18 protein-coding genes are annotated in these 26811 nt (G+C 63.9%); 9 read left to right on the top strand and 9 right to left on the bottom strand.

Going from position 1 to position 26811, the window contains the following annotated elements:
• Nucleotides 1-127 precede the first annotated feature (127 nt).
• Together F7D01_RS02575 and F7D01_RS02570 are read left to right on the top strand one after the other, a co-directional pair.
• Nucleotides 128-3418: a TonB-dependent receptor gene (locus tag F7D01_RS02575; RefSeq protein WP_215228703.1), complete on the top strand. Its 3291-nt coding sequence runs from the start codon at nt 128-130 to the stop codon at nt 3416-3418.
• A 53-nt stretch (nt 3419-3471) separates the two neighbouring features.
• Nucleotides 3472-5394 (top strand): NPCBM/NEW2 domain-containing protein, encoded by a 1923-nt coding sequence (locus F7D01_RS02570; RefSeq protein WP_215228702.1) that lies wholly within the window; start codon nt 3472-3474, stop codon nt 5392-5394.
• On the opposite strand, the gene F7D01_RS02565 is transcribed toward F7D01_RS02570, so the two are convergent.
• The 3 genes from F7D01_RS02565 to F7D01_RS02555 are packed head-to-tail and all read right to left on the bottom strand — an operon-like array spanning nt 5391 to nt 9771.
• Nucleotides 5391-6893, bottom strand: a complete 1503-nt coding sequence (locus F7D01_RS02565) for a tryptophan halogenase family protein (protein WP_215228701.1) — start codon at nt 6891-6893, stop codon at nt 5391-5393. The two genes, F7D01_RS02570 and F7D01_RS02565, sit on opposite strands and share 4 nt — an antisense overlap.
• The gene (locus F7D01_RS02560) at nt 6890-8269 is read right to left on the bottom strand and encodes a tryptophan 7-halogenase (protein WP_215228700.1); all 1380 of its coding nucleotides are present in this window, start codon (nt 8267-8269) and stop codon (nt 6890-6892) included. Before F7D01_RS02560 ends, F7D01_RS02565 begins: the two co-directional genes overlap by 4 nt.
• A complete protein-coding gene (locus tag F7D01_RS02555) occupies nt 8266-9771 on the bottom strand; it encodes a tryptophan halogenase family protein (RefSeq protein WP_215228699.1) in 1506 nt (501 codons plus the stop codon). The genes F7D01_RS02560 and F7D01_RS02555 overlap by 4 nt, the downstream gene beginning before the upstream one ends.
• Before the next feature lie 263 nt (nt 9772-10034).
• Here F7D01_RS02555 and F7D01_RS02550 point away from each other — a divergent pair, with 263 nt between their 5' ends.
• Nucleotides 10035-11120 carry an aldose epimerase family protein gene (locus F7D01_RS02550; RefSeq protein WP_215228698.1) on the top strand — a complete coding sequence of 362 codons (1086 nt, stop codon included), beginning with the start codon at nt 10035-10037 and terminating at the stop codon, nt 11118-11120.
• Here the strand turns inward: F7D01_RS02550 and F7D01_RS02545 are convergent.
• The 3 genes from F7D01_RS02545 to F7D01_RS02535 are packed head-to-tail and all read right to left on the bottom strand — an operon-like array spanning nt 11108 to nt 14254.
• Nucleotides 11108-11758: a 2-dehydro-3-deoxy-6-phosphogalactonate aldolase gene (locus tag F7D01_RS02545; RefSeq protein ID WP_215228697.1), complete on the bottom strand. Its 651-nt coding sequence runs from the start codon at nt 11756-11758 to the stop codon at nt 11108-11110. The two genes, F7D01_RS02550 and F7D01_RS02545, sit on opposite strands and share 13 nt — an antisense overlap.
• Complete coding sequence (locus F7D01_RS02540; protein WP_371819670.1) at nt 11755-12624, bottom strand: 2-dehydro-3-deoxygalactonokinase; 870 nt, start codon at nt 12622-12624, stop codon at nt 11755-11757. Before F7D01_RS02540 ends, F7D01_RS02545 begins: the two co-directional genes overlap by 4 nt.
• Before the next feature lie 10 nt (nt 12625-12634).
• Nucleotides 12635-14254, bottom strand: a complete 1620-nt coding sequence (locus F7D01_RS02535; RefSeq protein ID WP_215228695.1) for a sodium/sugar symporter — start codon at nt 14252-14254, stop codon at nt 12635-12637.
• 230 nt (nt 14255-14484) lie between these two features.
• Between F7D01_RS02535 and F7D01_RS02530 the strand changes: the two genes are divergently transcribed.
• Nucleotides 14485-15177 carry a FadR/GntR family transcriptional regulator gene (locus F7D01_RS02530; protein ID WP_251567178.1) on the top strand — a complete coding sequence of 231 codons (693 nt, stop codon included), beginning with the start codon at nt 14485-14487 and terminating at the stop codon, nt 15175-15177.
• On the opposite strand, the gene F7D01_RS02525 is transcribed toward F7D01_RS02530, so the two are convergent.
• Nucleotides 15174-16967: an IlvD/Edd family dehydratase gene (locus F7D01_RS02525; RefSeq protein WP_215229626.1), complete on the bottom strand. Its 1794-nt coding sequence runs from the start codon at nt 16965-16967 to the stop codon at nt 15174-15176. The genes F7D01_RS02530 and F7D01_RS02525 overlap by 4 nt on opposite strands.
• Before the next feature lie 129 nt (nt 16968-17096).
• Here F7D01_RS02525 and F7D01_RS02520 point away from each other — a divergent pair, with 129 nt between their 5' ends.
• Entirely contained in the window at nt 17097-18017 is a 921-nt protein-coding gene (locus tag F7D01_RS02520) for a Gfo/Idh/MocA family protein (protein WP_371819669.1), read from the top strand.
• Nucleotides 18018-18094: 77 nt separating this feature from the next.
• Here the strand turns inward: F7D01_RS02520 and F7D01_RS02515 are convergent, their stop codons facing one another.
• On the bottom strand, nt 18095-19342 hold the full coding sequence (locus F7D01_RS02515; RefSeq protein WP_215228694.1) for a dipeptidase: 1248 nt from the start codon (nt 19340-19342) through the stop codon (nt 18095-18097).
• On the bottom strand, nt 19339-20034 hold the full coding sequence (locus tag F7D01_RS02510) for a helix-turn-helix domain-containing protein (RefSeq protein WP_215228693.1): 696 nt from the start codon (nt 20032-20034) through the stop codon (nt 19339-19341). The genes F7D01_RS02515 and F7D01_RS02510 overlap by 4 nt, the downstream gene beginning before the upstream one ends.
• Nucleotides 20035-20140: 106 nt before the next feature.
• Between F7D01_RS02510 and F7D01_RS02505 the strand changes: the two genes are divergently transcribed.
• The 4 genes from F7D01_RS02505 (at nt 20141) to F7D01_RS02490 (ending at nt 26795) form a co-directional block, all read left to right on the top strand.
• A complete protein-coding gene (locus tag F7D01_RS02505; protein WP_215228692.1) occupies nt 20141-22162 on the top strand; it encodes a serine hydrolase in 2022 nt (673 codons plus the stop codon).
• On the top strand, nt 22162-23163 hold the full coding sequence (locus tag F7D01_RS02500; protein ID WP_215228691.1) for a dipeptide epimerase: 1002 nt from the start codon (nt 22162-22164) through the stop codon (nt 23161-23163). Before F7D01_RS02505 ends, F7D01_RS02500 begins: the two co-directional genes overlap by 1 nt.
• On the top strand, nt 23160-24449 hold the full coding sequence (locus F7D01_RS02495) for a peptide MFS transporter (RefSeq protein WP_215228690.1): 1290 nt from the start codon (nt 23160-23162) through the stop codon (nt 24447-24449). Before F7D01_RS02500 ends, F7D01_RS02495 begins: the two co-directional genes overlap by 4 nt.
• 69 nt (nt 24450-24518) lie before the next feature.
• Nucleotides 24519-26795, top strand: a complete 2277-nt coding sequence (locus tag F7D01_RS02490) for a TonB-dependent receptor (RefSeq protein WP_215228689.1) — start codon at nt 24519-24521, stop codon at nt 26793-26795.
• Nucleotides 26796-26811 lie beyond the last annotated feature (16 nt).

Below are 26811 nucleotides of genomic sequence, written 5' to 3'. Positions count from 1 at the left end.
TCTATGTTTCCTTTTTTTGGGTTTGACAAATTATCATATTATTTTATCCACGACGTCGATGGCGATGAGGGCGCTGGTTCGAACAAGGGGTGACCAGCCACGATGCGCTTCAGTGGGAGGACAGAAAATGATGAAAATTGCGGGATATGATCCGATAGCGCTACGCAGCCGATCGGATGTTTCGGTAGACGCGACGCAGGCCCTTGCGGCGGGGCGCGGCACCAGGCGTGCTTCGGGCTACTGGAAATTCCTCGTGGGCAGTTCGCTGCTCGCAGCGTCCATGTCCAACGTCGCGCATGCACAGGAAGCGGACGAGGAGCTTTCCAAGCCCGCATCCGACGAGACGGACGACAATGTCATCGTCGTGTCCGGCATTCGCCAGAGTCTCGCCTCTGCGCAGGAGATTAAACGCAACGCCGACACGGTCGTGGACGCGATTACGGCCGACGACATCGGATCGTTGCCCGACCGCTCCATCAACGAAGCGCTGCAGCGTGTTCCCGGCGTTGCCATCAACCGCTTCGCGGCACCCAACGATTCCGCGCACTTTTCGGTCCAGGGTTCGGGCGTCACGGTCCGCGGGCTGAATTACGTTCGCAGCGAGTTCAACGGTCGCGACGCTTTCTCCGCTTCGGGCGGGCGTGAGCTCGGCTTCGACAGCGTGCCGGCGGAACTCGCCGGCTCCGTCGAGGTGTTCAAGAACCTGACCGCGGACATGATCGAAGGCGGCATCGCCGGCACGGTCAGCATCAACTCGCGCAAACCCTTCGATTCAACCGATCCCGTGCTCTTCCTATCGGCCGGGATCAACTACGGCGACATCGCGCAAAAATCCGCGCCGTCGTTCGTCGGTCTGTTCAGCGATCAGTGGGAGTTCGGCGACGGCGGCCGGGTCGGCCTGTTGGTCGGCGGCAGCTATTCCAAGCAGTACAGCCGCGCGGACTCGATCTTCCTCAACGGTTTCCAACCCCGCTTCAACGCTCCGTTCGAAGCCGACGGCACCTGTGCCAACGGGCGCATCATCAACGAGGGCGAACCCTACGCGCTGCGCGTGTGCGACAACTTCCCGACGCCCGCCGGGTACGACCAGGTCTATACCCCGCTGGGCGCCGGGTTCCGCTCGCAGGATTTCGAGCGTGAGCGCAACAGCCTGAACGCCGCTCTCCAGTACGAGAACGCAGCCGGAAACCTGCTGGTCACGGCGGAATATATCCGCTCGGAGTTCAACGAAAGGTGGACCGAGCGCACCATCGAGGCGGACAACTGGTTCCCCGATGCAGGCCAGATTTATCCCGCGGGCTACCTGGATCAGCCCGGGTTTGCGTACGACCCGGACGCCAATTTCATGTATGACGAAAACGGTGTGTTCACCTCGGGTACGCTGGTGCACAGTGGCGGGTACGTCAGTGGGCTGTGCCAGGGCTCGTCGAGCGACTGGTGCGATTACCGCCAGTTCATACCCGGCGGCATTTTCACCAAGCTTTCGAACCGTTCGGCCTTCAACGATGTGACGGCGCAGGACGCGTCGCTGAACATCAAGTGGTCGCCGTCCGACCGTTTGCACCTGATGTTCGACGGGCAATATGCGAAGTCCAAGGTCGACAACGCCGACGATGCGATCAATTTCAACACGCTGGCGAACTACGACATCGATCTGACCGGCAAGTATCCGGACGTCAATTTCGTGACCCCCGGTTTCGACCCCGCCGAATATATCGGCAGCGGCAATTCCACCTATTATCGGTCGGCGGTCGAAAACCGCGCTATCAATGATGGCGAAGAATATGCCTTCAGGGCGGATGCTTCCTACGACCTCTCGGAAGACAGCTTCCTGAAGGAGGTTCGCGTCGGCGGCCGATATGCGAAGCGTAAACAGACGGTTCGCACCAACGAGTTCAATAACTGGGGCGGTCTGTCGGAAACCTGGATCGAGGGTGGTCCCAACTTCGTCAACAGCGATCCGTCCGTCGTCTCTTTCTACGGCTTTCCGGACTTCTTCCACGACGCCGCGACCCCGCCGCCGGGTGCCTTGTTCATTCGCGACTCGATCCTCGAATCGCGTGGCGGGCTTATCGATCTGGCCCGTTCGCTCGCACCTCCGGGCTATTTCACGCCGATCGAGGATCGCGGCAGCGACCTGATCAAGGGCTATTTCCTGCCCGGCGAAGTGTACCCCAACAGCGAGGAAACATGGGCGGGATATATCTCGACCTCGTTCGGGACCGAGTTCGACAGCGGCATGAAGTTGTCGGGCAACCTCGGCGTGCGTTACGTCCACACCCGCGACGAATCGACCGGTGCGATCAATTTCGCGCCGTCGTCTCAGGTCATTCCGGACAGCTTCAACGGCGACTTCATCGCATTCTGCGCCGGCCAGGCGCAGGGCACCGGGCCGCTGCCGGCATTGTGTCGACCGGGGGTCACCGCTGCTCAACAGCAAGCGGCGCTCGACTTCGCGGATGGCGCAGCGCTGGCCGACGTGGCGGAGAACAGCTTCGATCACTGGCTGCCATCGCTGAACGTGCGCTTCGATGCGTCGGACGAACTGGTGTTCCGCTTTGCCGCCTCGAAGGCGATCTCGCGGCCCGAGTTCAGCAAGCTGCGGAATTACGTCGGGCTCAATTACAACGCGCAGCTCGGCGGGTTTACCGCGCGATCCCAGAACCCGTATCTGCGACCCGTGGAGGCCTGGCAGCTCGACCTGACCGCAGAGTGGTATTTCGCGCCGGTCGGGTCCCTGACGCTCGCTGCCTTCTACAAGGATCTGAACAATGTCGTGGTCTCCAATCAGGTCTATAACCGCGACCTGACCAACAATGGCGTGACGCTACCGGTTTCGGTCAGCGGCCCGGCCAATTCGGAAGGGCATACGACCGTCAAGGGCGCGGAAATCGCCTATCAGCAGACCTTCGACTTCCTGCCCGGAGCCTTGGCGGGTCTGGGCACACAGCTTTCTTACACCTTCATCGATGTGGGCAAGATCGCGCTCGGTCCGCCCGCCTACGCGCCGTCGAACAACCTGGTGGAAACGGGCAACCAGCCTACCATCGACATCTCGGGGCTCTATGAAAGCCTGCCTCTGGAGGGCCTGTCGAAGCATAACTTCAACGCGGCCGTGTTCTACGAAAGAGGTAAGATCCAGGCGCGGGCGGCTTACAGCTGGCGGTCCCGGTTCCTGCTCACCCGGCTCGATTGCTGCTTCCCCTTCGGCCCGGTGTATCAGGAGCCCAGCGGACAGCTGGACGCGTCCATTGGCCTGGATGTGGACGACAGGTTCCGTCTGGTGTTCGAAGTCCAGAACTTGCTGGACACCACGCTCAAGACCTCGTTCGTGCTGAACGGCGACGGGCTGCGGACGCCGCGTTCGTGGTTCAAGAACGACCGCCAGTATGCTCTTACGGCGCGGATGAAGTTCTGACCGTCCGAAGACGTACGAATGCGAATAAGAGGGTGTTGGAGGAGTATCGAGCCATGAATTCCGCAAAATCCGGGCGCTCGATGCGCAATCCTGCATCGAAACTGTTCTCGAGGTCGATCTGCACGCTCGCCTTGCTCTCGCTCGCGGCATCGCCGCTGGGGGCGAAGGAAGCTGCCGACGACCTCGAGCCTACGGGTAGGTATTCGGTCTATCAGACCGATGCCGCGCAGACCCCGCCGATGGGGTGGAATCCGTGGAATGCATTTCGCACCGACGTTGACGAGGCAAAGATCCGCGGGTCGGCAGAGGCACTGGTCGACAACGGTCTGGCCCAGCTCGGTTATCGCTATGTAAATATCGACGATGGCTGGGCGTTGCAGCGCAAGGCCGACGGGACGCTCAAGATCCGCGATACGATGTTCCCTTCGGCCAAGGTCGAGGGCTATCCCAACGGCACCTTCGTCCCCTTCACGGATTTCGTCCACGGTCTGGGCCTGAAAGCCGGCCTCTATACCGATATCGGGCGCAACACCTGTGCCCAGTATCACGATGCGAAGAGCCCCAATCTGCCGGTCGGGACGATGGCCGAACGCCAGGTGGGCAGCCTGGGCCATGCCGAACAGGACATGAAGGCGATCTTCGGAACCTGGAATTTCGACTACGTGAAGATCGATGCGTGCGGAGTAGCCGACTACGCACCGGGTACCGAGCCGGTCGAGTCCGGGCGCTTCGCGGTGTTCCCGCCCTACATCGTGCGGGGGGACATTCCCAAGTCGAACCCCGACGCGGTGGAAGCGCTCTATGCGCAGCTCGGTAGCGCGATCAAGGAGTGGGGCGGACCCGATGCGGTGCTGAGCATCTGTGCCTGGGGCGAGGCGCTGTCGCCGCGCTGGGGGCACAAGCAGGGCAATCTGTGGCGCACCAGCCCGGATATCGAATTCAACTGGGACAGCATGCTGCGCAACATCGACAGCGCCGTCTATCGCACGCTCTATGCCGGTCCGGGCCACTGGAACGATCCCGACATGCTGGCGATCGGACATGGCGACTTCGACGAGAACCACCTGACCGAAGCGCGTGCCCACATGAGCATGTGGGCGATCATGGCTTCACCCCTCTTGCTCGGATACGACCTGCGCCACTCGCCGCAGGAACTGCTCGACATCGTCGGCAATCGCGAGGTCATCGCGATCGATCAGGACCCGGCCGGCAATCAGGGCGTCGCCTATCCCGATGGCGAGGCGATGGTGGTCGTTCGCACGCTCTCGGGCCCCGGATCGCGCGCGGTCGCCTTCTTCAACCGGGGGGACGAGCCGGTTTCCGCGACGGTGAATTGGACGCAGCTCGGTTTCGCGCCCGACACCGACGCAAGCGTGCGCGACGTCTGGAGCCATGAAACGCTTTCCCCGGCATCAGGCGCGATAACCGTTCAACTGAGTCCCCGCGAGGCCAAGCTGTTTCGACTAAAGGGTACACCCCTCGATTCCGATGCGGTGTGGCTCGATGAAATGCCGGGGCGCATCAATGTCGCGGCCGACGGACTGGGCAATCACAGCCTTCCCGAAGGCTGGACCCCGGCGCGCGTCGCCGCCGCGCCCGACGGCGGGCCGCTCGCCGCTGGCAAGACCACCTTCGACAAGGGCATCGGCCTCTTCGCCAATTCGCGCCTCGAATTGCGGACCGACGGTGAATTCGGTCGCTTCACTGCGCGGCCAGCGGTGGCCGAAGGTGCAGTGCCCGTTCAGTTCCAGGTCTATGCCGACAAGAAGCTCGTAGCCGAGGCGAAGGTTGCCGGCGGACAAGTCGGTACAATCGATGCGGACGTAACGGGCGCCCAGATCGTGAACTGGTCACGCGTGCCGGGGGTACCGAGCAACGCGGTCCGATGGTCGCCTGGGCGAACGCGAAGTTGCAGCGCTAATGGGGTTTCGGCCCGACGATCGAGGCTTTCCCTGAGGGTCCTGCCGCTCCGTTAGCCGCCTCCGATCGCATCTCGATGCAGCGGCAGGCGCGCGGCCATGGCGTGGTGGGCTTGCTTCATCCGGCGCATTGCCTGTGCCAATCCGTCTGCGTCCAGGGCCGCGCAGAGCGGGTCGCTGCCGAGCGGCTTCATTCCCTGGCCCTCAAGGATCGCGGCCCAGCTACCCACGGTGAACAGCTCGTCGTCGTAACGAAAAATCCGGCCTTTCCGGCGGAACAGCTCCAGCCGCGTTTCCAGGCTGTCAGGAATTTCCATCGTGCGCACGTAATTCCAGAAGGGCGTGTCGTCCCGCTGGGTGACATGGTAATGCGCCACGATGAAATCGCGCACGGCGGCGTAGCTGGAAGTCATCAGGCGATTGTATTCGTCGCGCTCAACGTCGGTGAAATCACGGTCGGGGAAGAGCGCCAGCAGCTTGGAGATACCGGTCTGGATCAGGTGGATGCTAGTCGATTCTAGCGGCTCCAGAAATCCGCCCGACAGGCCGAGTGCGACGACATTGCGCTCCCACAATTTCTCGCGCACTCCGGTGCGGAAGCGCAGGGGCCGGGGATCGTCGGCGGGTTCGCTGTCGAGATTCGCCAGCAGAAGCCGCTCGGCCTCCGCGTCTTCCATATAGGCGCTCGCATAGACATGGCCGTTGCCGGTCCGGTGCTGCAACGGGATGCGCCACTGCCATCCGGCCGTAAGGGCGCGCGAACGCGTGTAGGGTGCGATCTGCTCTTTCGCAGCGCTCGGCACCGCAACGGCCCTGTCGCACGGTAGCCAGTGCGACCAGTCCGTGAAGGGGACGCCCATGGCCTCGCCCAGCAACATGCTGCGAAACCCACTGCAATCGATGAACAGGTCGCCGGTGACCCGCGTGCTATCCTCCAGCTTGACTGCAAGGACGTGCCCGGTCTCACCGTCGAGCTCGACATCGACGATCCGCCCCTCCTGCCGGGCGACCCCGCGCTCGATCGCATAGCTGCGCAAGAATGCGGCATAGCGCGTCGCATCGAAATGGTAGGCGTATTGCAAGTTGGAGAGAGGCGAGCGTGGATCGGACTGGGGGTGTGCGAACTTGCCATTGCGCGCCGCCACGGCGCTCATGGAATATTCCTCCAGCGAGCCCACGCCTTCGGCATCGCGCAGCCACGACCACAGCTGGTGGAATGCGATACCGTCGAAGTCGCGGCCGGTCCGCCCGAACGGGTGGAAATATCGCGTGCCTTGCCGGCCCCAGTTCTCGAATTCGATCCCGAGCTTGAAGGTGCCCTGCGTCGCTTCCAGAAACGCCCGCTCGTCGATCCCGAGGAGTTCGTTGAAGCCCAGGATGGGGGGAATCGTCGCTTCGCCCACGCCGATTGTTCCGATCGCGTCGGATTCGATCAGGGTGATGCTGCGCAGTCCACCAGCCAGCACGCGCCCGGCGGCGGCGGCCATCATCCATCCGGCGGTACCGCCGCCGACGATCACCAGATCGCGTATCGCATTTCCGTCCCCACGGCTCATCGTCCGCGTTCCTCCGTCAACCAATTGTCGTAGTCCGTTTGCGAGCGCAGCAGTTTCGCCACCGCATTGCGCCGCGCTTCCAGCACTTCGTCTGCTCGTTGCAGGGGGACCGACAGCGCAAGCGCGTCGTATCCCGGACCGGCTTCCACCAGAGCATCGAGCGCGCGCGTCCAGCTCGCATCCGCGATCGCATCGACCTCGCGCGGCGGGAGACGACCGGATCGTGCGAAGCGCCGCGTCACCTGCATCAGTTCACCGACTGCGCCGTGCTTCCGGAGACGCTTCCAGAAAGCACCGGCATGTTGCGAATGGACATGCAATGCGGCGACGAAGTCACGGATTTCATCGGAAATAAGGGCGGCGCGGCGGTTGTATTCCCGCTCGATCAGAGGGTGCGGTTCGCTGCCCGGCATGAAGTCCAACAGGAGAGCCAGATGCATCGCCGCAAGCGTAAATCCGAAGCCGCCAAGCGGGCCGGGCACGGCGGCGGCGTCGCCCAGCGCGACGCGCCGATCCTCCAGCGGTCTTTCGAGCCGCCCGGTTGCGAAAGCCAGCTTCCTCGCATCACGGGGAGTCGACGGAACACCTCGTTTCGGGTCGAACACCGCAACATGGCGCGTCGTGCGCGGTCCCGGCAGCGTGGACTGCCATCCCCAATCCCTTGCCGCATATTCGTTCAGCAGCGAGGGTGCCGCTGCAACGTCCCACAGCAGCATTTCGCCATCCGAGATTTCCCCGCCCCAATCTTCCGACCGGGCGTCCTGGAGCACCGTGCCGCACCCGGCGCACTCCAGCCGGAGATCCGCCTCGGCAAGCGAGTCCGTGTCTCCCGTGAAGATGACACCCGCCTGCTCGGCGAAGCGCCGCAAAAGAGCCGTGAAACCCGCGGTGTCGAGATGCAGCGCATATCCGATCGCGTCGCCCGCGTCCGTCCGATGCAAGCTGTCGGGATCGAATTTCCCGGCCTCGGCCAAGGCAATGGCTGCAGAGCCGGTCGCCGGATCGCGGCGTCCCGTCCGCATGCGTTCGATGAGCGAAATCGGAATGCCCATTGCAACGGGCTCTTCCTCCGCAACCGGGACGATGAACGGTGCCTTCGTCCAACCGGTGAACCGGTCGCCCAGCGTGTGAGAAGCCAGTCCGGCGCGGACCAATCCGGCTTCGTCCAGACCGATCAGATCGAGCAGTCTCATCGCCGGTGGATGAACGAGTAGGACGCTGTCGGCGATGCCAGTCTCGGCGTTGCCGCGCTCGACGAGCTGGATTTCCGCCTTTGGCAGAGCGCGTTTCAGCGCCAGGGCCGCACACAAAGCGACGGCACCGCCTCCGACGATCACGGCGCTGGCTATCGGCTTGCGAACGTTCGTCAGAGTCACGCCGCGACCTCTCCCGCCAGCACGGCGGCGTGCGTCGGAAGCGCCTCGACTCCCTCGGCGATACGGTGGGATAGCCCCGACATCGCCTGCCGAAGACCGGTGAGGGACGGGAACTCGGTGCGCGGGTCCCAGCCGTGCGGCATGATCCCCTGACCGATCATCACCGAAATCCAGCTCGGCTCCAGGAACAGCCCCCGGCGATACTGCGGCACCAGCGCGCAAGTGCGCCACAGCTCCATCTTCTCCGCCAGCGTTTCGGGGATGTCCATGGTGCGCACATGGTTCCAGAAGTCGGAATCGCTGCGCTCGGTCGCGTGATAATGCAGGATCAGGAAGTCGCGGATGCGGTCGTATTCGTAATCGACTTCGCGATTGAATGCGGCGCGCTCTTCCGGCTCGATCGTGCCATTGGGAAAGTGCTCCAGCAGGCCGGTAATGGCTGTCTGAATCAGGTAGATGCTGGTGGATTCCAGCGGCTCCAGAAATCCGGAGGCGAGCCCGATCGATACGACATTGCCGACCCAGCTGCGCCGCCTCCTGCCAGCGCTGAACCGCAGCACGCGCGGTTCAGCGAGGGCTTCGCTTTCGAGTGCGCCCAGCAGGCCCTGCCGCGCCTCGTCGTCGGAACAATGCTTGCTCGAATAGACGTAGCCATTGCCGACGCGGTGGCGCAGCGGGATCCGCCAGCGCCAGCCTGCGGGCATGGCGATCGCCCGCGTGTAGGGTTCGATGTCGTCGCTCGCGGGCAGGCAAGGGGCGGCGACGGCGCGGTCGCATGGCAGCCAATGCGACCAGTCCTCCCACTCTTCCTCCCCGATCAGCAGTGCACGGAAGCCGGAGCAATCGATGAACAGGTCGCCTTCCACCAGTGCGCCGCTTTCGAGCAGGAGCGCGGACACGTCGCCGCCTTCGTCGCGCTCGACCGACACGACGCGCCCTTCGGTCCGTCGCACGCCCCGCGCGGTGGCCCGGTCGCGAAGATAGGGGCCGAACAGGGTCGCATCGAACTGATAGGCGTAGCCGAAGCTCTCGATCGGATCGCCGTCCTGCGCAGGCCGGGCGAACCGGCGCGCCTCCGCCGCCATGACCGCGAAGGAATATTCGTCTATCCGCGAGGCCTCGCCCTCGGCCCGGGCGCGCAGCCAGAAATGATGAAAACCGACCCCGGCCAGGCTGCGCCCATAGGTGCCGAAGGGATGGATGTACCGCTCTCCCTCGCGCCCGAAGCCCGAAAACTCGATCCCCAGCTTGTAGGTCGCCTGCGTGGCGGCCATGAATTCGCGCTCGTCTATCCCGAGGCGCGCGATGAATGCGCGCAGATGCGGCAGGGTCGCCTCGCCCACACCGACGATGCCGATATCTTCGGATTCGATCAGATGAATATCAGTCGTCGCACCGACCATGGTTTGGAGCGCGGCGGCGGTCATCCACCCTGCCGTTCCGCCGCCCAGGATGACCACGCGCAGGGGGGCGGGCTGCGATTGGATTGCAGGTCCTGCCATCGTATCCGGACGCCTCCCCCTAGCGAATTCTCGCTTGTGATCGCTAGCCTCGACCGGGCTTGCCGTGCTCGTCGGGCGGGCAAGAATATTCACGCGTTCGCGTGCTTTGTCCCGCCATTTCGGGATAGGGCACCGGCACAACCAGAGGCAATAAAAAGATGCAAAACGAAGATTCGAAGCAGCGCCTCCTCGCAATCGCGTCTAGGCCAGGGGAAAGGGTGCGATAGCGGGAAACAGGCCGCAAACCGGAGGATTGGAAGCATATGCAAAGAGACGGCGTCGTTTGCGAAACGCGTATCGAGCCGTTCGGCCATCTGCCGGACGGACGGGAGGTTCATGCGCTCCGGCTGGAAAACGCGCGCGGTTTCGTTGCGAGGGTGATCACCTATGGCGCGCGGCTGCAGAGCATGCTGGTTCCCGATGCGGCCGGCGGCGTGGCGGACGTGGTGCTCGGCTATCCCGATCTCGCCGGCTATCTGTCGGATCCCGCCTATCTCGGCGCGACTGTCGGTCGGTGGGCCAATCGCATCGCCGGGGCGAAATTCTCGCTCGGGGGAGAAGAGTTCGTTCTCACCAGCAATGACGGACCCAATTCGCTGCACGGCGGGACGCAGGGTTTCGATTCCAGGCTATGGACCGTCGAGAGCCATAGCGGCGGCGAGAGCGCGACGGCGGTGCTGTCGCTTTTCAGCCCGGATGGCGAGGAGGGTTTTCCCGGCGATGTGCGGGTGAGGGCAGTCTTCACGCTCGATCGCGAAGACGGCCTTACGGTGGAATACGAGGCGGTCAGCGATCGTTCGACGATACTGAACCTTACGCATCACAGCTACTGGAACCTCGCGGGCGAAGCGAGCGACCGCGATGCGCGAGGGCAGGAGCTGACTATCGATTCCGACGCATTCTTGCCGATCCGGCCCGGGGGCATTCCTACCGGCGAATTTCGCGACGTTGCGGGAACCCCGTTCGATTTTGGCCAGCCTCGCCAGCCGTTGACGCATGCGGGCAACGACGACCCGCAGCTGCAGGTGGCAGGGGGCTACGATCACTGTTGGACGCTCATTGGCGGTCGAACGGCGGAACCGCGTCTGGTGGCCACGCTTCGCGACCCAGCTTCGCGGCGCGCCGTCGATCTATGGTCCGACCAGCCCGGCCTCCAGTTCTACGGCGGCAATTTCCTGTCCGGCGAGCGCGCGGGCAAGTGCGGGCGGGTCTATCGCCCGCATGACGGCCTCGCGCTAGAGCCGCAGCTGTTTCCCGACACGCCGAACCAGCCCGCCTTCGGTTCCGGTGTGCTCGAACCCGGCGAGATCTATCGCAACCGTATGATCTGGCGGTTCTACTGCGACTGAGCGGCGGAAAGTTCGCGCCACGCTTCGACGAATGCCCGTGCTCTTTCACCCACATCGGCCGGGGTCCGGCCCGGCTTGTAAAGCGAGGAGCCCAGGCCGAAACCCGACGCGCCGGCCTTCACCCATGGTTCCATGGAGTCGACCTCGATCCCGCCCACGGGGAGAACGGCGAGTTCCTTCGGGAGCACCGCGCGTGTCGCTTTCAACGCTGCCGGGCTCGAGGCTTCGGCAGGAAAGAGCTTTAGCGCGGTGGCTCCGGCGTCGATAGCGGCGAACGCCTCGCTCGGCGTCGCGAAGCCAGGTAGAGACGCAAGGCCCGCAGTTGCCGTCGCCTCAATCACGCCCGCGTTGGTGTTGGGCGAGACGACGATCTGACCGCCAGCGTCAGCCACCTGCGCAACCTGTTCGACGCTTAGGACTGTGCCTGCGCCGACCATGGCGCGGCCCTTCAGCCGAGCGGCGAGTCGAGCGATACCGTCGAGCGGCTGGGGCGAGTTGAGCGGCACTTCGATCAGGCGAAAGCCCGCCTCCACCAACGCTTCGCCGATGTCTTCCACTTCGACGGGCGTCACGCCGCGCAGGATTGCGACCAGCGGGCAGGCGGAAAAGGCACTGTCGAACTCGGGGACGAAACTCATGGCAATAGGCCTTCTATTTTGACGATACCGCGCACGAATGCCGCTTGGCTATCGATCACGGTTGACTTGCGACCTGCTCGTTCGATCGCCTTGGCATAGAGAACCCCTAGCCGCTCATCGGCCAGGATATGGACGAGATCGTGACCGTATTCGGTAAAGCGTGCGGCGACCTCCGCTCCTATAAGCAAGCCGCTGGCAAAGGACGGTGCGTCATCCTGCGCGAGCGAGCCCAGCAACCCGGCGGCCCGGATACCGAACAGCGCGGCGGACAGGTCGCGTTCGAGCCCCTTGTCCACACCTGCGAGGAAGGCTTCGCCCTGGGCGACCGAACCGGCAAGCTGCGATGCGAGGATGCTGTCGCGGCTGAGAATGGCGAATAGTTCGCCTGTCATGGCGGTGGTGAAGCGGGCGATACTTCCGCCCTTCGTTTCCACCCATTTGCAATGGGTACCCGGCTGGATCAGAAGCGCATCGGGCGGAACGAGACCGGCGTCCACGGCCCCGAGCAGCTGAACTTCCTCCCCCCGCATGACGTCCGCGCGGGTATCGTCCATCCGGGATACGCCCGGCACGATGTACACGTCCCGATCCGGCTGCACGCAAGCGGCGGCCAGTGTGGACAGGTCCGCCGGGGCGGGCACATAAGGTGCCTCGTGCCAGCCGATCGACGACCCGACCATCCCGGCCATGACGATCCTATGGGGCCCGAAGCGATCCCGTATCCCGTCGATCTCGCCCGCAAAATCGGGTTTGGCGGCTACTCCGCGATCGTCCCTCTCGGTCGTGACGACCCGGTCGCCCTCGATGAGATAGACGCGACGGTTGGTCGTCCCCCAGTCGACTGCAAGAAAGGTTCCCACGCTCACCACTCCACGCTCACCACATTGCGGCATAGAGTGCGATGAGGATCCCGATCACCGCGAACCCGGCGATATTGAAGGACTTGCTGGTCGCATAGCTGATATCCGCCGTCTCGATCCGGTCGCTGCCGGCCGCGCCGGGTTTCAGGAACGAGACCAGTATCGCAAGTCCCAGCGAGAGGAAGAACACCCACATCATGCGGTTCATGAAGGGCACCGCGTTCAGCGCCGCGATCCCGCCCCAATCGCTGGGGAACCAGAACACGACGCTGCCCAGGATCGACACGGCTGCGGCGGTGATGGCACCCGCTTCGCTCGCCCTCTTCCAGAACAGGCCGAGCAGGAAGATGACCGTGATGCCTGGCGTGATGAAGCCGGAGAATTCCTGGATGAACTGGAATGCCTGATCGAGGCTGCCGAGGAGCGGGCGTGCCGCGAACAGCGCCAGCAGCGTGGCTACGCTCGCGCTGATCCGGCCGATCAAAACGAGATGCTTTTCATGGCCCGCGCGCCGGGTCTCGTCCTCCGCTTCGCTTCTGTACCCGCGACGCTTGGCATAGAGGTCCAGGGTGAAGATGGTCGCGATCGAATTGATCTTCGACGCGGTAGAGGCGACCACCGCCGCCATCAATGCGGCGAACACCAGTCCCAGCAGGCCGGTCGGCAGATAGCGCATCATCGTGGGATAAGCTTGATCGGCCGGGTCCAGGCCGGGTGCCAGAATGACGGCGGCGAGGCCGGGCATGACGACCACCAGCGGCATCAGCAGCTTCAGGATGGCGGCGAAGACCACGCCCTTCTGCGCTTCCTTCAGGTTCTTCGCGGCCAGTGCCCGCTGGATGATATACTGGTTGAAGCCCCAATAGCTGAGGTTGGCGATCCACATGCCGCCGACCAGCACGGCGATCCCTGGCAGTTCCTGATAGCCGATATCGCCCGGCTCTAGGATCATGTTGAACTTGTCCGGAGCCTGGTCGAGCAACGTGGTGAAGCCGACCCAGACGCCTTGCCCGCCGCCCACTTCGTTCAGCGTCAGGCCCGAGATGATGAGGCCGCCGAATACCAGCAGCGTGACCTGCACGATATCCGTCAGGGCGACCGCCTTCAGCCCACCGTAAAGCTGGTACAGCAGGGCGAACCCGCCCAAGCCGAACAGGGCAACCATCTGGTCGACGCCGGCGACCTGGTTGACCACGATCGATCCCAGCCACAGGATCGAGGTAAGGTTCACGAAGATGTACAGGCCGAGCCAGAAGATCGCCATGATGGTGCGGATATTCGGGCCATACCGCTGCTCCAGAAACTGGGGCATGGTGTAGATGCTGTTCTTGAGGAAGATCGGCAGGAAGAACTTGCCGACGATCAGCAGCGTCAGCGCCGCCATCCATTCATAGGATGCTATGGCGAGGCCGAGGCGATAGCCCGAACCCGACATGCCGACGATCTGTTCGGCCGAGATATTGGCGGCGATGAGAGACGCGCCGATCGCCCACCAGGGCAGCGACTTCGAAGCCAGGAAATAATCCGAGCTGTTCTTTTCATGCCCCGCACGGTCGCGGCTGACCCATTGCGCGAGACCGAATATTCCCACCGCATAGATCGCCACCACGACGATATCGAATGTCGCCAGACCCATAGGATCGCACCCTCCGCCCCGCGGGCCACCCGCGGTGGCCCATTTCACGCTCGGGCCGAATTATATTATTTATAGACTTTGTCCAGCCGTGGATGGTTTGTCTATCGCGATCATCACTTTAAGCTATGATGGCAGATAACCGATTTTGGTGGGAAGGAGCAGCCTTGGTGAGGGCAGTAGAAGACGACGGGAGCGTCCGCTCCCGGCTTGGCCGGAATCTGACTCAGGGAATGCTCGAACATCTCGGGCGAGCTATCATCGTGGGCGAATACAACGATGCGCCGTTCCCTACCGAAGCGGAATTGACGCAGCATCACGGGGTCAGTCGCTCCGTCACGCGCGAGGCGGTGAAGATGCTGACGGCCAAGGGATTGCTCAGCGCACGCCCGCGCCAGGGCACGGTCGTCGAGCCGGCGGAGAACTGGAATCTTTTCGACCCCGATGTCCTTCGATGGCTGCTGGAACGAAGAGCCTCGGTCGTCCTCTTGCGCCACTTCAACCAGCTGCGGGTCGCGATCGAACCCGAAGCGGCCGCCTTGGCGGCTCGTTTTCACCAGGAACACGATCTGAAACTCATTTCGGATGGGCTGGACCGGATGCGCGAGGCCGAGAAGGGCGAGGACGATACGCTCTCCGCCGATATCGCCTTCCACGTGGCGATTCTGGAAGCTTCAGAGAACCCGTTCTACCGCCAGTTTCGTGATGTGGTTTCGACGGCGTTGCAGACTTCGATCCGGTTCACCAACAAGATCAAGGGCCACACCGCCAGCATCGAGGACCACGGTGCCGTCCTCGATGCCATCGCCAAGAGGGATGAGGACGGCGCGCGGCGCGCGATGCGACACCTGATCGGTGAAGTGCTCGACCTAATCGGGCAGGATAGCGGCGACGGGCAGGGCGGGCGTGCCGCCTCGCTTCCCTAGTGACTGTCGCGCGGTAGACCCTTGGTCTGGGCGATCCGCTGATAGGCGACGGCACATTCCAGCACCGCGCCTTCGCCGAATTGCCCGACCAGATTGCGCTGTATTTCCTGCCATGGGGTCTGTGATTCCGGTGCCAAACCTGTGTTATCGTCGCTGATTTCCTGGCGGCGCCGGTCGAGTTCCTCGTCATCCAGTAGCACGTCGACCTTGCGCGCGGTCAGGTCGATCCGGATCGTGTCGCCCGTTCGCACCAATGCCAGCCCGCCGCCGACGGCGGCTTCAGGCGAGGCATTGAGGACCGACGGAGATCCGCTGGTGCCCGATTGGCGACCGTCGCCGATGCATGGAAGCGTATCGATACCGGCCTGGATCAAGGCGGCGGGCGGACGCATGTTCACGACCTCAGCCCCCCCGGGATAGCCCACCGGCCCGGCACCGCGCATGATCAGGATGCAATCCTGATCGACCCCCAGCTCGGGATCGTCGATCCGCTGGTGATAATCCTCCGGCCCATCGAACACGATCGCGCGCCCTTCGAACCGGTTCGGCGATTCCGGGTTCGAAAGGTAACGCGACCGGAATTGGGCCGAGACGACCGAAGTCTTCATCACGGCATTGTCGAACAGGTTGCCCGACAGGACCGTCAGCCCCGCGTGCTCCGCCAGCGGCTGGCCGTAAGGACGGATGACCTGCTCGTCGAGCGAGCGGGCGGTGCCGATATTTTCCGAGACCGTCTTTCCGGTGGCGGTCATGACCGATCCGTCCAGCTCGCCGTTGCGCAGCAATTCGCCCATGACGGCGGGCACCCCGCCGGCCCGATGGAAATCCTCGCCGAGATATTCCCCGGCGGGCTGGAGATTGACGAGCAGGGGGACCTTCGCCCCGTGCTCCTCCCAATCGGCGATCGTCAGCTCCACGCCGAGATGCCGCGCGACCGCGTTGAGGTGGATCGGCGCGTTGGTCGACCCGCCGATCGCGGAATTCACCCTGATTGCGTTCAGGAAGGCATCCCGCGTCATGATGTCACTGGGCTTGCGATCCGCGGCAACCATCTCCACGATCTGGCGACCGGTCTCCCACGCGCATTGCTGTCTGTCGCGATGGGGTGCAGGGATCGCGGCCGAGCCCGGCAGGGACATGCCCAGGGCCTCGGTCAGCGAATTCATCGTCGTGGCGGTGCCCATGGTGTTGCAATAGCCCGTCGAGGGCGATGACGAAGCGACCAGCTTGATGAATCCCTCGTAATCGATCTCGCCCTTCGCCAGCATCTCGCGGGCTTTCCAGATGATGGTTCCGGAGCCGACGCGCCGCCCCTCGTGCCATCCGTTCAGCATCGGGCCGACCGACAGGGCGATCGCGGGCACGTTGACCGTCGCAGCCGCCATCAGGCACGCCGGGGTGGTCTTGTCGCACCCGATCGTCAGGACAACGCCGTCGATTGGATAGCCGTAGATGGTCTCGACCAGGCTCAGATAGGCGAGGTTGCGGTCGAGCCCCGCGGTGGGGCGCTTGCCGGTTTCCTGGATCGGATGCACCGGGAATTCCAGCGGAATGCCGCCCGCTTCTCGAATGCCGTCCTTCACCCGCGCGGCCAGCACCAGATGGTGGCGGTTGCAGGGCACGAGGTCGCTACCCGTCTGCGCGATCCCGATGATCGGACGGTCCGATTGCAGCTCCTCGATGCTCAGCCCGTAATTCAGATAGCGCTCCAGATAGAGCGCGGTCATATCGGGATGGTCGGGATTGTCGAACCAGCTTCGCGAGCGAAGTCTCTTGCGTGCTGCTCGCATCTCATTCTGGCCCGTCACGTCGCCTTATCCCCCAAACAGTTCCATCACGCGGTGTGCGCCGATGATTGATAACGGCGTTCTTCCTGCTAAGGAACCTATAAATCATATAAAACGAACGAGAGTGTCTGAATGATGGATTTCGCTGCAATCGGTTTGGGTAAGATAGCCGGGGACCAGCATCTGCCCGCGGTTGCCGAGAGCGACTTCTTCACCCTCGCGGCCACTGTCGATCCGGACCAGAAGGCCGACGGAACACCGTCGTTCGAAAGCGTGGAAGCGCTCGTGGACAGCGGGTTTCAGGGTGCTGCCGCTATCTGCACGCCCCCTGCAGTCCGCTTCGCAGTGGCGAAAACCGCACTCGCTGGCGGACTGCACGTCATGCTGGAGAAGCCACCCGGCCTCAGCCTGGCCGAGGTCGCGGACCTGACGGCGGATGCGGACCGGGCCGGTTGCACGCTCTTCACCGCATGGCACTCGCGCGAAGCGGCAATGGTCGCTCCCGCGAAAACATGGCTGGAAGGACGATCCGTGCGTCATGTCGATATCGTCTGGCGCGAGGATATCCGCCAATGGCATCCCGGCCAGCACTGGATCCTGCAAGAGGGCGGCTTCGGCGTGTTCGATCCCGGCATCAATGCCCTGTCGATCCTGACCGAAATCCTTCCGGGCCCGGTTGAGGTCACGGATTGCAGGCTGGATATTCCCGAGAACTACGCCTCGCCGATTGCCGCGTCGGTGCAGATGCAACTGGCCGGTGGCGCGGACGCGCACGCCGATCTCGATTTTCGGGAGTCGGGAACGCAGACGTGGGAAATCCGGATCGAGACCGATGACGGCTCCATGGTCCTCGCGGATGGAGGAGCCCGCTTGACGATCGGCGGTGAGGCCGTTCCGTCCGCGGGCGGCACGGACGAATATCCGCGCCTCTACAGCCGGTTCGCCGACCTGATCCGGGCCGGTGCGAGCGATGTCGACAGCGCGCCGCTCGGGATCGTGCTGGAGGCGCTAAAGGCGGGCGAGAAGCGAAAGGTTGAACCCTTCGCATTCTAGCCTTCAGGGCCGGTATCCGCACCCACCTATTGGCGGAGGCGCGGGCATCGTCAGCACGAAGCGACCGGTGCGCGCCGTCAGCTCCGGTTTTCCGCCCTCTCCTGCGCGGCGACCGCTTCGACCGCTTCCATCACCCGCAGGACGTTTTCTCCGGCCAGTTTCGCGATATCGCCATCGCTCCACCCCCGGCGCATCAGTTCCTTGAGCAGCGCCGGATAGGTTGAAACGTCCTCCAGCCCTTCGGGCAACTGGTTGCCGACGCCGTCGAAATCCGATCCGATTCCGACGTGATCCACGCCTGCGACCTTCGCGATGTGCTCGATGTGATCGGCCACTTCGCTCAGCGTGACCTTGGGCGCGGGATGGGCCGCGAGCCACTCTTCGAAAAGTGCGGCGGCTTTCTCCGGCTGACCGATCGCCAATCCCCCGTAGGGCGGTGCGTTCAGCCGCGTTCTTTCGGCGCCCCGATCCGCCGACCAGCGGCGAAAGGCATCGGAGACATAGGGGTCGGCATAATTGACCATGACCACGCCGCCGTTCTCGCGAACGAGCTTAAGCACCTCGTCGGACACATTGCGCGGATGATCGTTCAGGGCGCGGGCGTTCGAATGGGAGAAAATGATCGGTGCCTTGGTGACCCGCAGAGCGTCGCGCATGGTCGCTTCGCTGACATGGCTCAGGTCGACGAGCATTCCCAGCCGGTTCAGCTCGCGCACGACATCCTCCCCGAACGGGGTCAGCCCGTCATGCTGCGGGTTGTCGGTGGCCGAATCCGCCCAATCGATGGTGATGGAATGGGTGAGGGTCAGATAGCCTGCGCCCAATGCGGCATAGGTCCGCAGGATGGAGAGATTGCCGTCGATCTGGCCGCCGCCCTCCACGCCGATCATCGAGGCGATCCTGCCGGCCTTGTGCGCGCGCCGCACGTCGGCGGCAGTGCGGGCGAGCGCGAAGGTTTCGGGATACCGCGCGACGATCGATTTCACGAGGTCGATCTGCTCCAGCGTCTCGATCACCTGCTCGTCGCCGGGCAGGGTGGGGGACACCCAGACGGACCAGAACTGGCCCCCGACCTTGCCTTCTCTCAGCCGCCGGATGTCGGTATTGTACTGCGCCGGGTCCGCCGAGATATCTTGCAGGTCCATGGTCCAGCGCTTGTCCGGGGCGTTCTCTCGCAGCATTTCCGGCAGGTCGTTATGCCCATCGATCAGCGGGGTTTCGGCCAGCACGCGGTCCACCCGCGCATCGTAATCCTGCGCGGAAGCCGGGGCGGCGACGGCAAGCCCGGCTGCAAGGACTGTAAGAACAAGGCGTGTCATCTTCATCGCGCTCCTCTGGCGGTGCGGGTGTGTTCGTCGGACGGCGTGTCCTCGTTGGCCGGGGTGGTCGCCTGCCTTTGTTCCTCGTGCAGGTTGAGCATCGATTCCATCAGCGCTTCGTCGGCACTCGACATGATACCCAGGACTTCCGCTTCCTCGCAATCTTCCGCCGCCAGATATGCGTGGCCCATGCTGGAATCGATATAGAGCGACTGCCCCGCCTCCAGCGTCACCGGATCGTAGAATTCGGTCTGCACGACCACCTTGCCGCTCAGCACATAGATGAATTCCTCGCCCGAATGGCGCACGAGATCGCCGAACTGTTCGGCGGAGCGGGCGCGAATCTTCGTGATGACGGGTATCATCCGTTTCCGGCGAAGCTCCGTGCAAAGATAGTAATAATCGTAATTGGGCGTCTCGACGCGGACCGAGCGCCCGATATCGCCCAGGCTGCGCCGGGCGGTAACAGCCTGTGACGCGGTCTCGTCCTGTTCGGAAAAAAGGTCCGACATGCGCAGGCCCAGCCTTTGCCCCAGCGACTGGAGCTTGTCGTAGGTCAGCGTAAGCCGGTCATGCTCGATCTTGGACAGCGTGGAGACGGGGATGCCGCTCTTCGCGCTCATTTCCTTGAGGGTCCAGCCTTCCCTCTTGCGCAGATTGCGAAGCAGAGAGCCCAGAGTGGGCGGTTCCTGCGACATGCCGATCCCTCACACAGCCATTGACGAATTTTCCAATCAGGATAAACATTGTCCTAATCGGAATGTTATTCATTCATAGAGAAAGCTGGTGGCGGGGGCAACGGGAATGCGATTTTTCAAGCTGTTTATCGGTCTGGCGCTGATCGGTGCATTGATCGCGGCGGGGGCTATCTCCACCGCGCAGACGCTCGATGAAACCTCGACCATGCAAGGTCCGCTGACCCCCGAACCGGCGGTCGCGCAAGCATCCCCATCATCGGGCGGCACTGGCGAGACGCTCACCCAGGACGACATCAACGCATGGCTCGACGGGTATATGCCCTATGCGCTTCGCTCCGGCGACGTGGCGGGCGCCGTCGTTACCGTCGTGCGCGATGGCCAAATCGTCGCGGCAAAGGGCTATGGCTATGCGGATGTCGGCAAGGGGACGCCGGTCGATCCCGCGCGCACCCTGTTCCGCCCCGGCTCGGTCTCGAAGCTCGTCACCTGGACCGCCGTCATGCAGCAGGTTCAGGCCGGGAAGATCGATCTCGACGCCGACGTCAATCGCTATCTCGATTTCGAGATTCCGCCGCGCGAGGGGAAGCCGGTGACCATGCGGCAGCTCATGACGCATACGGCCGGGTTCGAAGAGGCGGTGAAGGATCTCATCAGCTTCGATCCCAAGGCTGCGCAGCCCATTGGCACCTATCTCAAGCGTTGGGTGCCCGAGCGCATCTTCGCCGCCGGTACGACGCCGGCCTATTCGAACTGGGGCACCACGCTGGCGGGATATATCGTGCAGCGCACGTCCGGCATCCCGTTTGATGATTATGTCGAACAGCGGATCTTCCGTCCGCTCGGCATGAACACCGCGACGTTCCGCCAGCCGCTGCCCGAGCGTCTCGAACCGCTGATGGCGACCGGCTATCCGCTCGCCTCGGGCGAGAAGGAAGGGTTCGAGATCGTCGTTCCCGCCCCGGCCGGATCGCTGTCCGCGTCCGGGCTGGACATGGCCAAGTTCATGATCGCCCACCTGCAGGGCGGCGGCCCGATCCTCGACGCGAAGACCGCGGCGATGATGCATGACAGCCCTCTCGACAAGGTCGATCCGGCGTCACTCATCCCGCCGCTGAACCGTATGGAGCTGGGCTTCTTCGAAACCAACATCAACGGGCGCGACGTCATCGCGCATCTCGGCGATACGCAGAACTTCCACACCTCCCTGCATCTTTTCATGGACGAGGGTGTGGGCCTGTACGTCTCGTTCAATTCCACCGGCAAGGAGGGGGTCGTGCAGGAGGTTCGGGCGCAGCTGTTCCAGGATTTCGCCGACCGCTACTTTCCGGCCTCCGGTACCGATGGACGGGTCGATCCGGAAACGGCGAAGCAGCATGCCCGGATGATGACGGGGGTCTGGATGAACAGCCGCCGGGGCCAATCGAACTTCATCGATATCCTCAACCTCTTCGGCCAGACCGACGTCACGCTGGACGCGGATGGCGGATTGCTCGTCCCCTCGCTGGTGGAACCGGGCGGCGCGCCGCGCAAGTGGGACGAGATCGCGCCGTTCGTGTGGCGCGATCGCACCGGGCATGATCGGCTCGCCGCGAAGGTCGTCGACGGGAAGGTCGTGCGCTGGAGCTTCGACATGGTCTCCCCCTTCATGGTGTTCGACCCGGTCGAGGGCTATCGCTCCAAGACCTGGATCCTGCCGCTGGTCTATGCCAGCTTGGCGATCCTTCTCCTGACCGCGCTCTATTGGCCTGCCACCTGGTTCATCCGTCGACGCTATCGGTCCGAACTGCGGGTGGAAGGTAAGGCAAGGCGCGCCTATCGCGCCGCCGGGATCATGGCGTGGGCGGAATTGTTGACGATCGGCGGATGGACGGCGCTGGTCCTGGCGATGTTCACCCAGCTCGAACTGCTGAGCGGGGCGTCCGACCCGCTGCTGTGGCTTGCGAAGATCGTCGCGATCATCGTCTTCGTCGGCGCTGTGCCGATCGCAGGCTGGAACGCGTGGCTGACTTGGACGGATGGCCGCAAGTGGACGTCCAAGCTGTGGAGCGTGCTGTTCCTGCTGGCGACCGTGGTGATCCTCTACGTCGCGATCGTCTTCCACGTCCTCGTGCTGTCGACTAACTACTGATGCGCCTGACGGTCGAGACGCAGGCGATCCGGCTTGCCGAACCCTTCGCGATATCGGGCTATGTGTTCGAACACGCGGAGGTGCTGGTCGCGACGCTGGACGACGGGTCGCATCGCGGTCGGGGAGAGGCCGCCGGGGTCTATTATCTGGGCGACGACCTTGCGAACATGCGCCAGCAGATCGAGGAGGTGAGGGACCAGGTCGAGGGCGGGATCACCCGCGCGGACTTGCGCTCCGCCCTGTCGCCGGGCGGCGCGCGCAACGCGCTCGACGCGGCGCTGTGGGAGCTGGAGGCGGCTCGCACCGGGACGCCGGTGTGGCAACTCGCCGGGCTGGACGAGCCGAAGCCGGTGCGCACCACGATGACGGTGAGCGCCGACAGCCCGGCGAAGATGGCCGGCAAGGCCACCCGCTTCGCCTGCGCGAAGGCGATCAAGATCAAGCTGACCGGCGAAATCGATCTCGATCTCGCGCGCGTGGCGGCGATCCGCGCAGCGCGCCCCGACGTGTGGCTGGGCGTGGACGGCAATCAGGGTTTCGAGGCGCGCGAACTGGACCGGCTTGTCGAGGGACTACAGGCGCAGGATGTCTCGCTGCTGGAGCAACCGCTTCAGCGTGGGCGCGAGGCGGACCTGGACGGGTATTCCTCGCCCATTCCGATCGCCGGGGATGAAAGCCTGCTGAGCCTGGAAGATCTCGATCGGGCGGTCGGGCGGTTCGACGTCGTCAATATCAAGCTGGATAAGTGCGGCGGGCTGACCGAGGGCCTGATGGTGGCCGCGGAGGCCCGGCGGCTGGGGCTGGGCGTGATGGTCGGCACCATGATCGCGACTAGTCTCGGCACCGCGCCAGGCTTCCTGCTGGGCCAGCTTGCCGATCTGGTCGATCTCGACGGCCCGCTGCTGATTGCAGAGGATCGGGAGCCGGGCGTCACCTACACGGACGGGATGCTCTACGCCCCTGCCGGTGTGTGGGGAGCGGGAAGCCCGGCGATCGCATGAGCTTCGCGAAACCGGAGGAGCAGACCTGGTTCGGCCAGCCGCGCGGCCTGACCGTGCTGTTCCTCACCAATATGTGGGAGCAGTTTTCCTACTACGGCATGCGCGCGCTGCTGGTCTATTACATGACCAAGCAGCTGATGTTCGCGCAGGGGCACGCCTCGCTGGTCTATGGCGCCTATACCGCGACCGCGTATTTCACCCCGATCGTCGGCGGGGTCATCGCCGATCGCTATCTGGGGAAGCGGCGCGCGATCCTGATCGGCGGGTCCATCATGGCCTTCGGGCACTTCATGATGACCTTCGAGATTCTGCTCTATCCCGCGCTGGTGACGATTGCGCTGGGCAATGGCCTGTTCCTGCCCAGCCTGCCGAGCCAGATCGACGATCTCTACGAGAAGGGCGATCCGCGGGTCGGCTGGGCCTACAACATATATTATGTCGGCGTGAACATCGGCGGTTTCCTGGCGCCGCTCATCTGCGGAACGCTGGGCGAACTCTATGGCTGGCACTGGGGCTTCGGCGCGGCCGGGATCGGGATGGGCCTGGGCCTCGCGATCTATGTCTGGGGCCAGAAATATCTCCCCGAGCAGAGCCGCTCGCGGAGCGCCGTTCCCGCGGCGAAGCTGGGCGGGGGTATCGGGCGCTTCCCCAAGGATATCGTCATCCTCCTGTCCGCCGTCGCCCTTTCCGTGGTGGTCTTTCGCGGCGCCTACGAGCAGGTCGGAAACACCCTGGCCTTGTGGGCGGATACGGGAGTCGATCGCACGGTGGGTGCGACCGAAATCCCGATGACCTGGTTCCAGTCGCTCAATCCGCTGCTGGTAATGCTGATGACCCCGCCGCTGCTTGGCTGGTGGCGGCGGAGAACGGAGGCGGGGCGGCGCGAACATCCCGCGCGCAAGATGGCGACCGGCGCGCTGATCGTGGGGGCCGCCTATCTGCTGCTGGCGCTGCTGGAGGCGTTGGGCGGCCCCACGCACTGGCTCTGGCTGGTCGCCTTCTTCGTGATCTTCACCTTCGGGGAGCTCTATATCCTGCCAACCGGCCTGGGGCTGTTCGCCAGACTGGCACCGGCCGGGCTGGGAGCGACCACGGTGGCCGCGTGGTACCTGACGATCTTTGCGGGAAGCCTGGGCGCAGGGGTGGTCGGCACGCTCTGGAGCGTCACCAACCACGCCCTTTATTTCGCGTTCCTGGCCGGTCTGGCGGGGCTGGCGGCGGGAATGCTGCGGCTGATCGACCCGCTAGAGACGCGGATCGAGGATGAGGTGTCACAACCGGGTTGACAATTTTCCGATTAGGACAATAGTTCTCCTACTCGGGTATCCTGTCATTGACACGACTGTGGGGGCAACATGCGGCGCATCAAAACATCTCTTCTCATCTCGGCGGCGGTCGCCGCGATCGCGGGCGCCAATCCTGCGCAAGCCCAGACTGCCGGCACGGACCGGGCCCCGGTGGCGGTGGGTGAAGAGATCATCGTCACCGCGCAGAAGCGCGCACAGACGCTTCTCGACGTGCCGCAGTCGATCTCCGTGGTGTCCGGGGAGGAGCTGGAGCGGGCGCAGGCCGACAATTTCCAGGAGTTTCTGAATTACGTTCCCGGCCTGCAGGTCGATCAGGCGACGCCGGGGGCGGGCCGACTCGTCCTGCGTGGCCTCAATACGGGGGGCGTCGCCTCAACCGTCGGTGTCTATGTCGACGAAACGCCCTTCGGCTCCTCTACCGCGCTGGCAAACGGCGCGGTGCTCGCGGGCGATTTCGACACGTTCGATATCGCCCGGGTGGAGGTGCTGCGCGGCCCCCAGGGCACGCTGTACGGCGCATCGACCCTGGGCGGGCTCATCAAATACGTCACCAACGAACCGGTTATCGGCGAATGGGAGGCGCGGGCACGCGGCGCGATCGAGGATACCCGTGGGGGCGAGATGTCGTATCACGGCAACGCCCTTCTCAATGTGCCGCTGGGGCAGACGCTCGCTCTGCGGGCATCCGGATTTTACCATAACAATGGCGGCTGGATCGATTCCATCGGCACCACAGCGACCGATGGCCTCGGCTATACTCTGGCATCCGACACCGAAGACGATATCAACAGCTCGTTGAGCTACGGCGGCCGCGCCTCGCTACTGTTCCGACCGAGCGAAAGCCTGGATATCCGGCTGACGGGGTTCCTACAGAACATCCGCGCCGATGCGGCATCGACCGTCGAGAGCGATCCCGACACGCTGAAGACCCTGTACGGCCAGCAGAGCCAGTCGCAGTTCTTCCCCGAGTTCACCGATGTGAATTACCGGCTCTACAACGGCACCATCAACGCCGATCTGGGGTTCGCCACGCTGACCAGTTCGACCAGCTATTCGACCCAGCGGCAGCGGTTGCGCGACGATGCCACCTTCAACCTAAGCGGGCTGGTGCAGGCGGCGCTGGGCGCACCCGCCAACGAATTCGTACTCGACCAGCGAACCAACACCCGCAAGTTCACCCAGGAACTGCGCCTCGCAGGCAGCTTGGGTGACAGCTTCGACTGGCTGATCGGCGGCTATTACAATGACGAGAAGGGTGCGTTGCTGCAGGATTACGCAGCCTACAGCCCCGGAACGACGACGCTGCTGACGTTCCCGTTCGTGCTCGGCCAAGTCGACCTGTCTTCGAAGTATCAGGAGTATGCGGGCTTCGCGAACGGCACGCTCCGTCTCGGCAGAATGTTCGAGATCGATCTGGGCGGGCGGTACAGCCACAACAAGCAAACCGCCGCGCAGGATGCGGGCGGCGTTCTGGCGGGCAACGTCCCGGTAAACACCGATCTGAGTTCCGACGACGACGTGTTCACCTATTCGGTCGCGCCCAAGCTCATCCTGAACGACCACGCCACCGTCTACGGCCGGGTCGCCAAGGGGTACCGGCCCGGCGGCCCGAACGTGATCGCGCCGAACGCACCGGCAGGCACGCCCTCCAGCTTCGATCCGGACACCACGCTCAGCTACGAGGTCGGCTTCAAGGGTGAGACCGCTGACCGTAGCTTCGCACTCGACCTCGCCCTGTTCCATATCGACTGGAAGAACATCCAGCTGCTGACGGTTATCAACGGGTTCGGCGTAAACACCAACGGCTCCAGCGCGACCAGTGAGGGCCTCGAGTTCACCGCGACGATGCGGCCGACCGATGGTTTGGCGGTGTCGGTCAACGGTGCCTATACCGACGCCCGGCTGGACGAAGACGCCCCGGCGCTCGTGGGCGGCCTGAAGGGTGACCGTCTGCCGTTCACGCCGAAATACGCGGTTTCGGTGAACGGCGATTACGACTGGGCGATCGGCGCAGAGAGCGAGGCCTTTCTTGGCGGATCGCTGCGTTTCCTGTCGAAGCAGGCAGGCGATTTCGATGCCGACTATCGCGCGGCGAACGGCCGGCAGCGGCAAATCCCCTCCTATGTCACACTGGATCTGCGCGCCGGGATCGATTTCGGGCGGTTCGGGATCGAGGCCTATGTCCACAACCTCACCGATGCCGATGGTAGAACGTCGACCGGCGTGTTGACCGCCAACGGCCTGCCGCTCAATCCTAACGGAGCGATCACCACCGGGGTCATCCGCCCACGAACCATAGGGCTGTCGCTCAGTGCCGAAGACTGAAGCCGCCTTGTTACGC

The organism is Erythrobacter sp. 3-20A1M (assembly GCF_018636735.1).
GTDB lineage: Bacteria > Pseudomonadota > Alphaproteobacteria > Sphingomonadales > Sphingomonadaceae > Alteriqipengyuania.
This window is presented reverse-complemented; position numbering and strand designations above follow the sequence as displayed.

Excerpts from the sequence above, each read along its gene's own strand:
- F7D01_RS02575 (WP_215228703.1), top strand. The coding sequence starts at position 128 with ATGATGAAAATTGCGGGATATGATCCGATAGCGCTACGCAGCCGATCG.
- F7D01_RS02570 (WP_215228702.1), top strand. The coding sequence starts at position 3,472 with ATGAATTCCGCAAAATCCGGGCGCTCGATGCGCAATCCTGCATCGAAA.
- F7D01_RS02565 (WP_215228701.1), bottom strand. The coding sequence starts at position 6,893 with ATGAGCCGTGGGGACGGAAATGCGATACGCGATCTGGTGATCGTCGGC.
- F7D01_RS02555 (WP_215228699.1), bottom strand. The coding sequence starts at position 9,771 with ATGGCAGGACCTGCAATCCAATCGCAGCCCGCCCCCCTGCGCGTGGTC.
- F7D01_RS02550 (WP_215228698.1), top strand. The coding sequence starts at position 10,035 with ATGCAAAGAGACGGCGTCGTTTGCGAAACGCGTATCGAGCCGTTCGGC.
- F7D01_RS02545 (WP_215228697.1), bottom strand. The coding sequence starts at position 11,758 with ATGAGTTTCGTCCCCGAGTTCGACAGTGCCTTTTCCGCCTGCCCGCTG.
- F7D01_RS02535 (WP_215228695.1), bottom strand. The coding sequence starts at position 14,254 with ATGGGTCTGGCGACATTCGATATCGTCGTGGTGGCGATCTATGCGGTG.
- F7D01_RS02530 (WP_251567178.1), top strand. The coding sequence starts at position 14,485 with ATGCTCGAACATCTCGGGCGAGCTATCATCGTGGGCGAATACAACGAT.
- F7D01_RS02525 (WP_215229626.1), bottom strand. The coding sequence starts at position 16,967 with ATGCGAGCAGCACGCAAGAGACTTCGCTCGCGAAGCTGGTTCGACAAT.
- F7D01_RS02520 (WP_371819669.1), top strand. The coding sequence starts at position 17,097 with ATGATGGATTTCGCTGCAATCGGTTTGGGTAAGATAGCCGGGGACCAG.
- F7D01_RS02515 (WP_215228694.1), bottom strand. The coding sequence starts at position 19,342 with ATGAAGATGACACGCCTTGTTCTTACAGTCCTTGCAGCCGGGCTTGCC.
- F7D01_RS02510 (WP_215228693.1), bottom strand. The coding sequence starts at position 20,034 with ATGTCGCAGGAACCGCCCACTCTGGGCTCTCTGCTTCGCAATCTGCGC.
- F7D01_RS02505 (WP_215228692.1), top strand. The coding sequence starts at position 20,141 with ATGCGATTTTTCAAGCTGTTTATCGGTCTGGCGCTGATCGGTGCATTG.
- F7D01_RS02500 (WP_215228691.1), top strand. The coding sequence starts at position 22,162 with ATGCGCCTGACGGTCGAGACGCAGGCGATCCGGCTTGCCGAACCCTTC.
- F7D01_RS02495 (WP_215228690.1), top strand. The coding sequence starts at position 23,160 with ATGAGCTTCGCGAAACCGGAGGAGCAGACCTGGTTCGGCCAGCCGCGC.
- F7D01_RS02490 (WP_215228689.1), top strand. The coding sequence starts at position 24,519 with ATGCGGCGCATCAAAACATCTCTTCTCATCTCGGCGGCGGTCGCCGCG.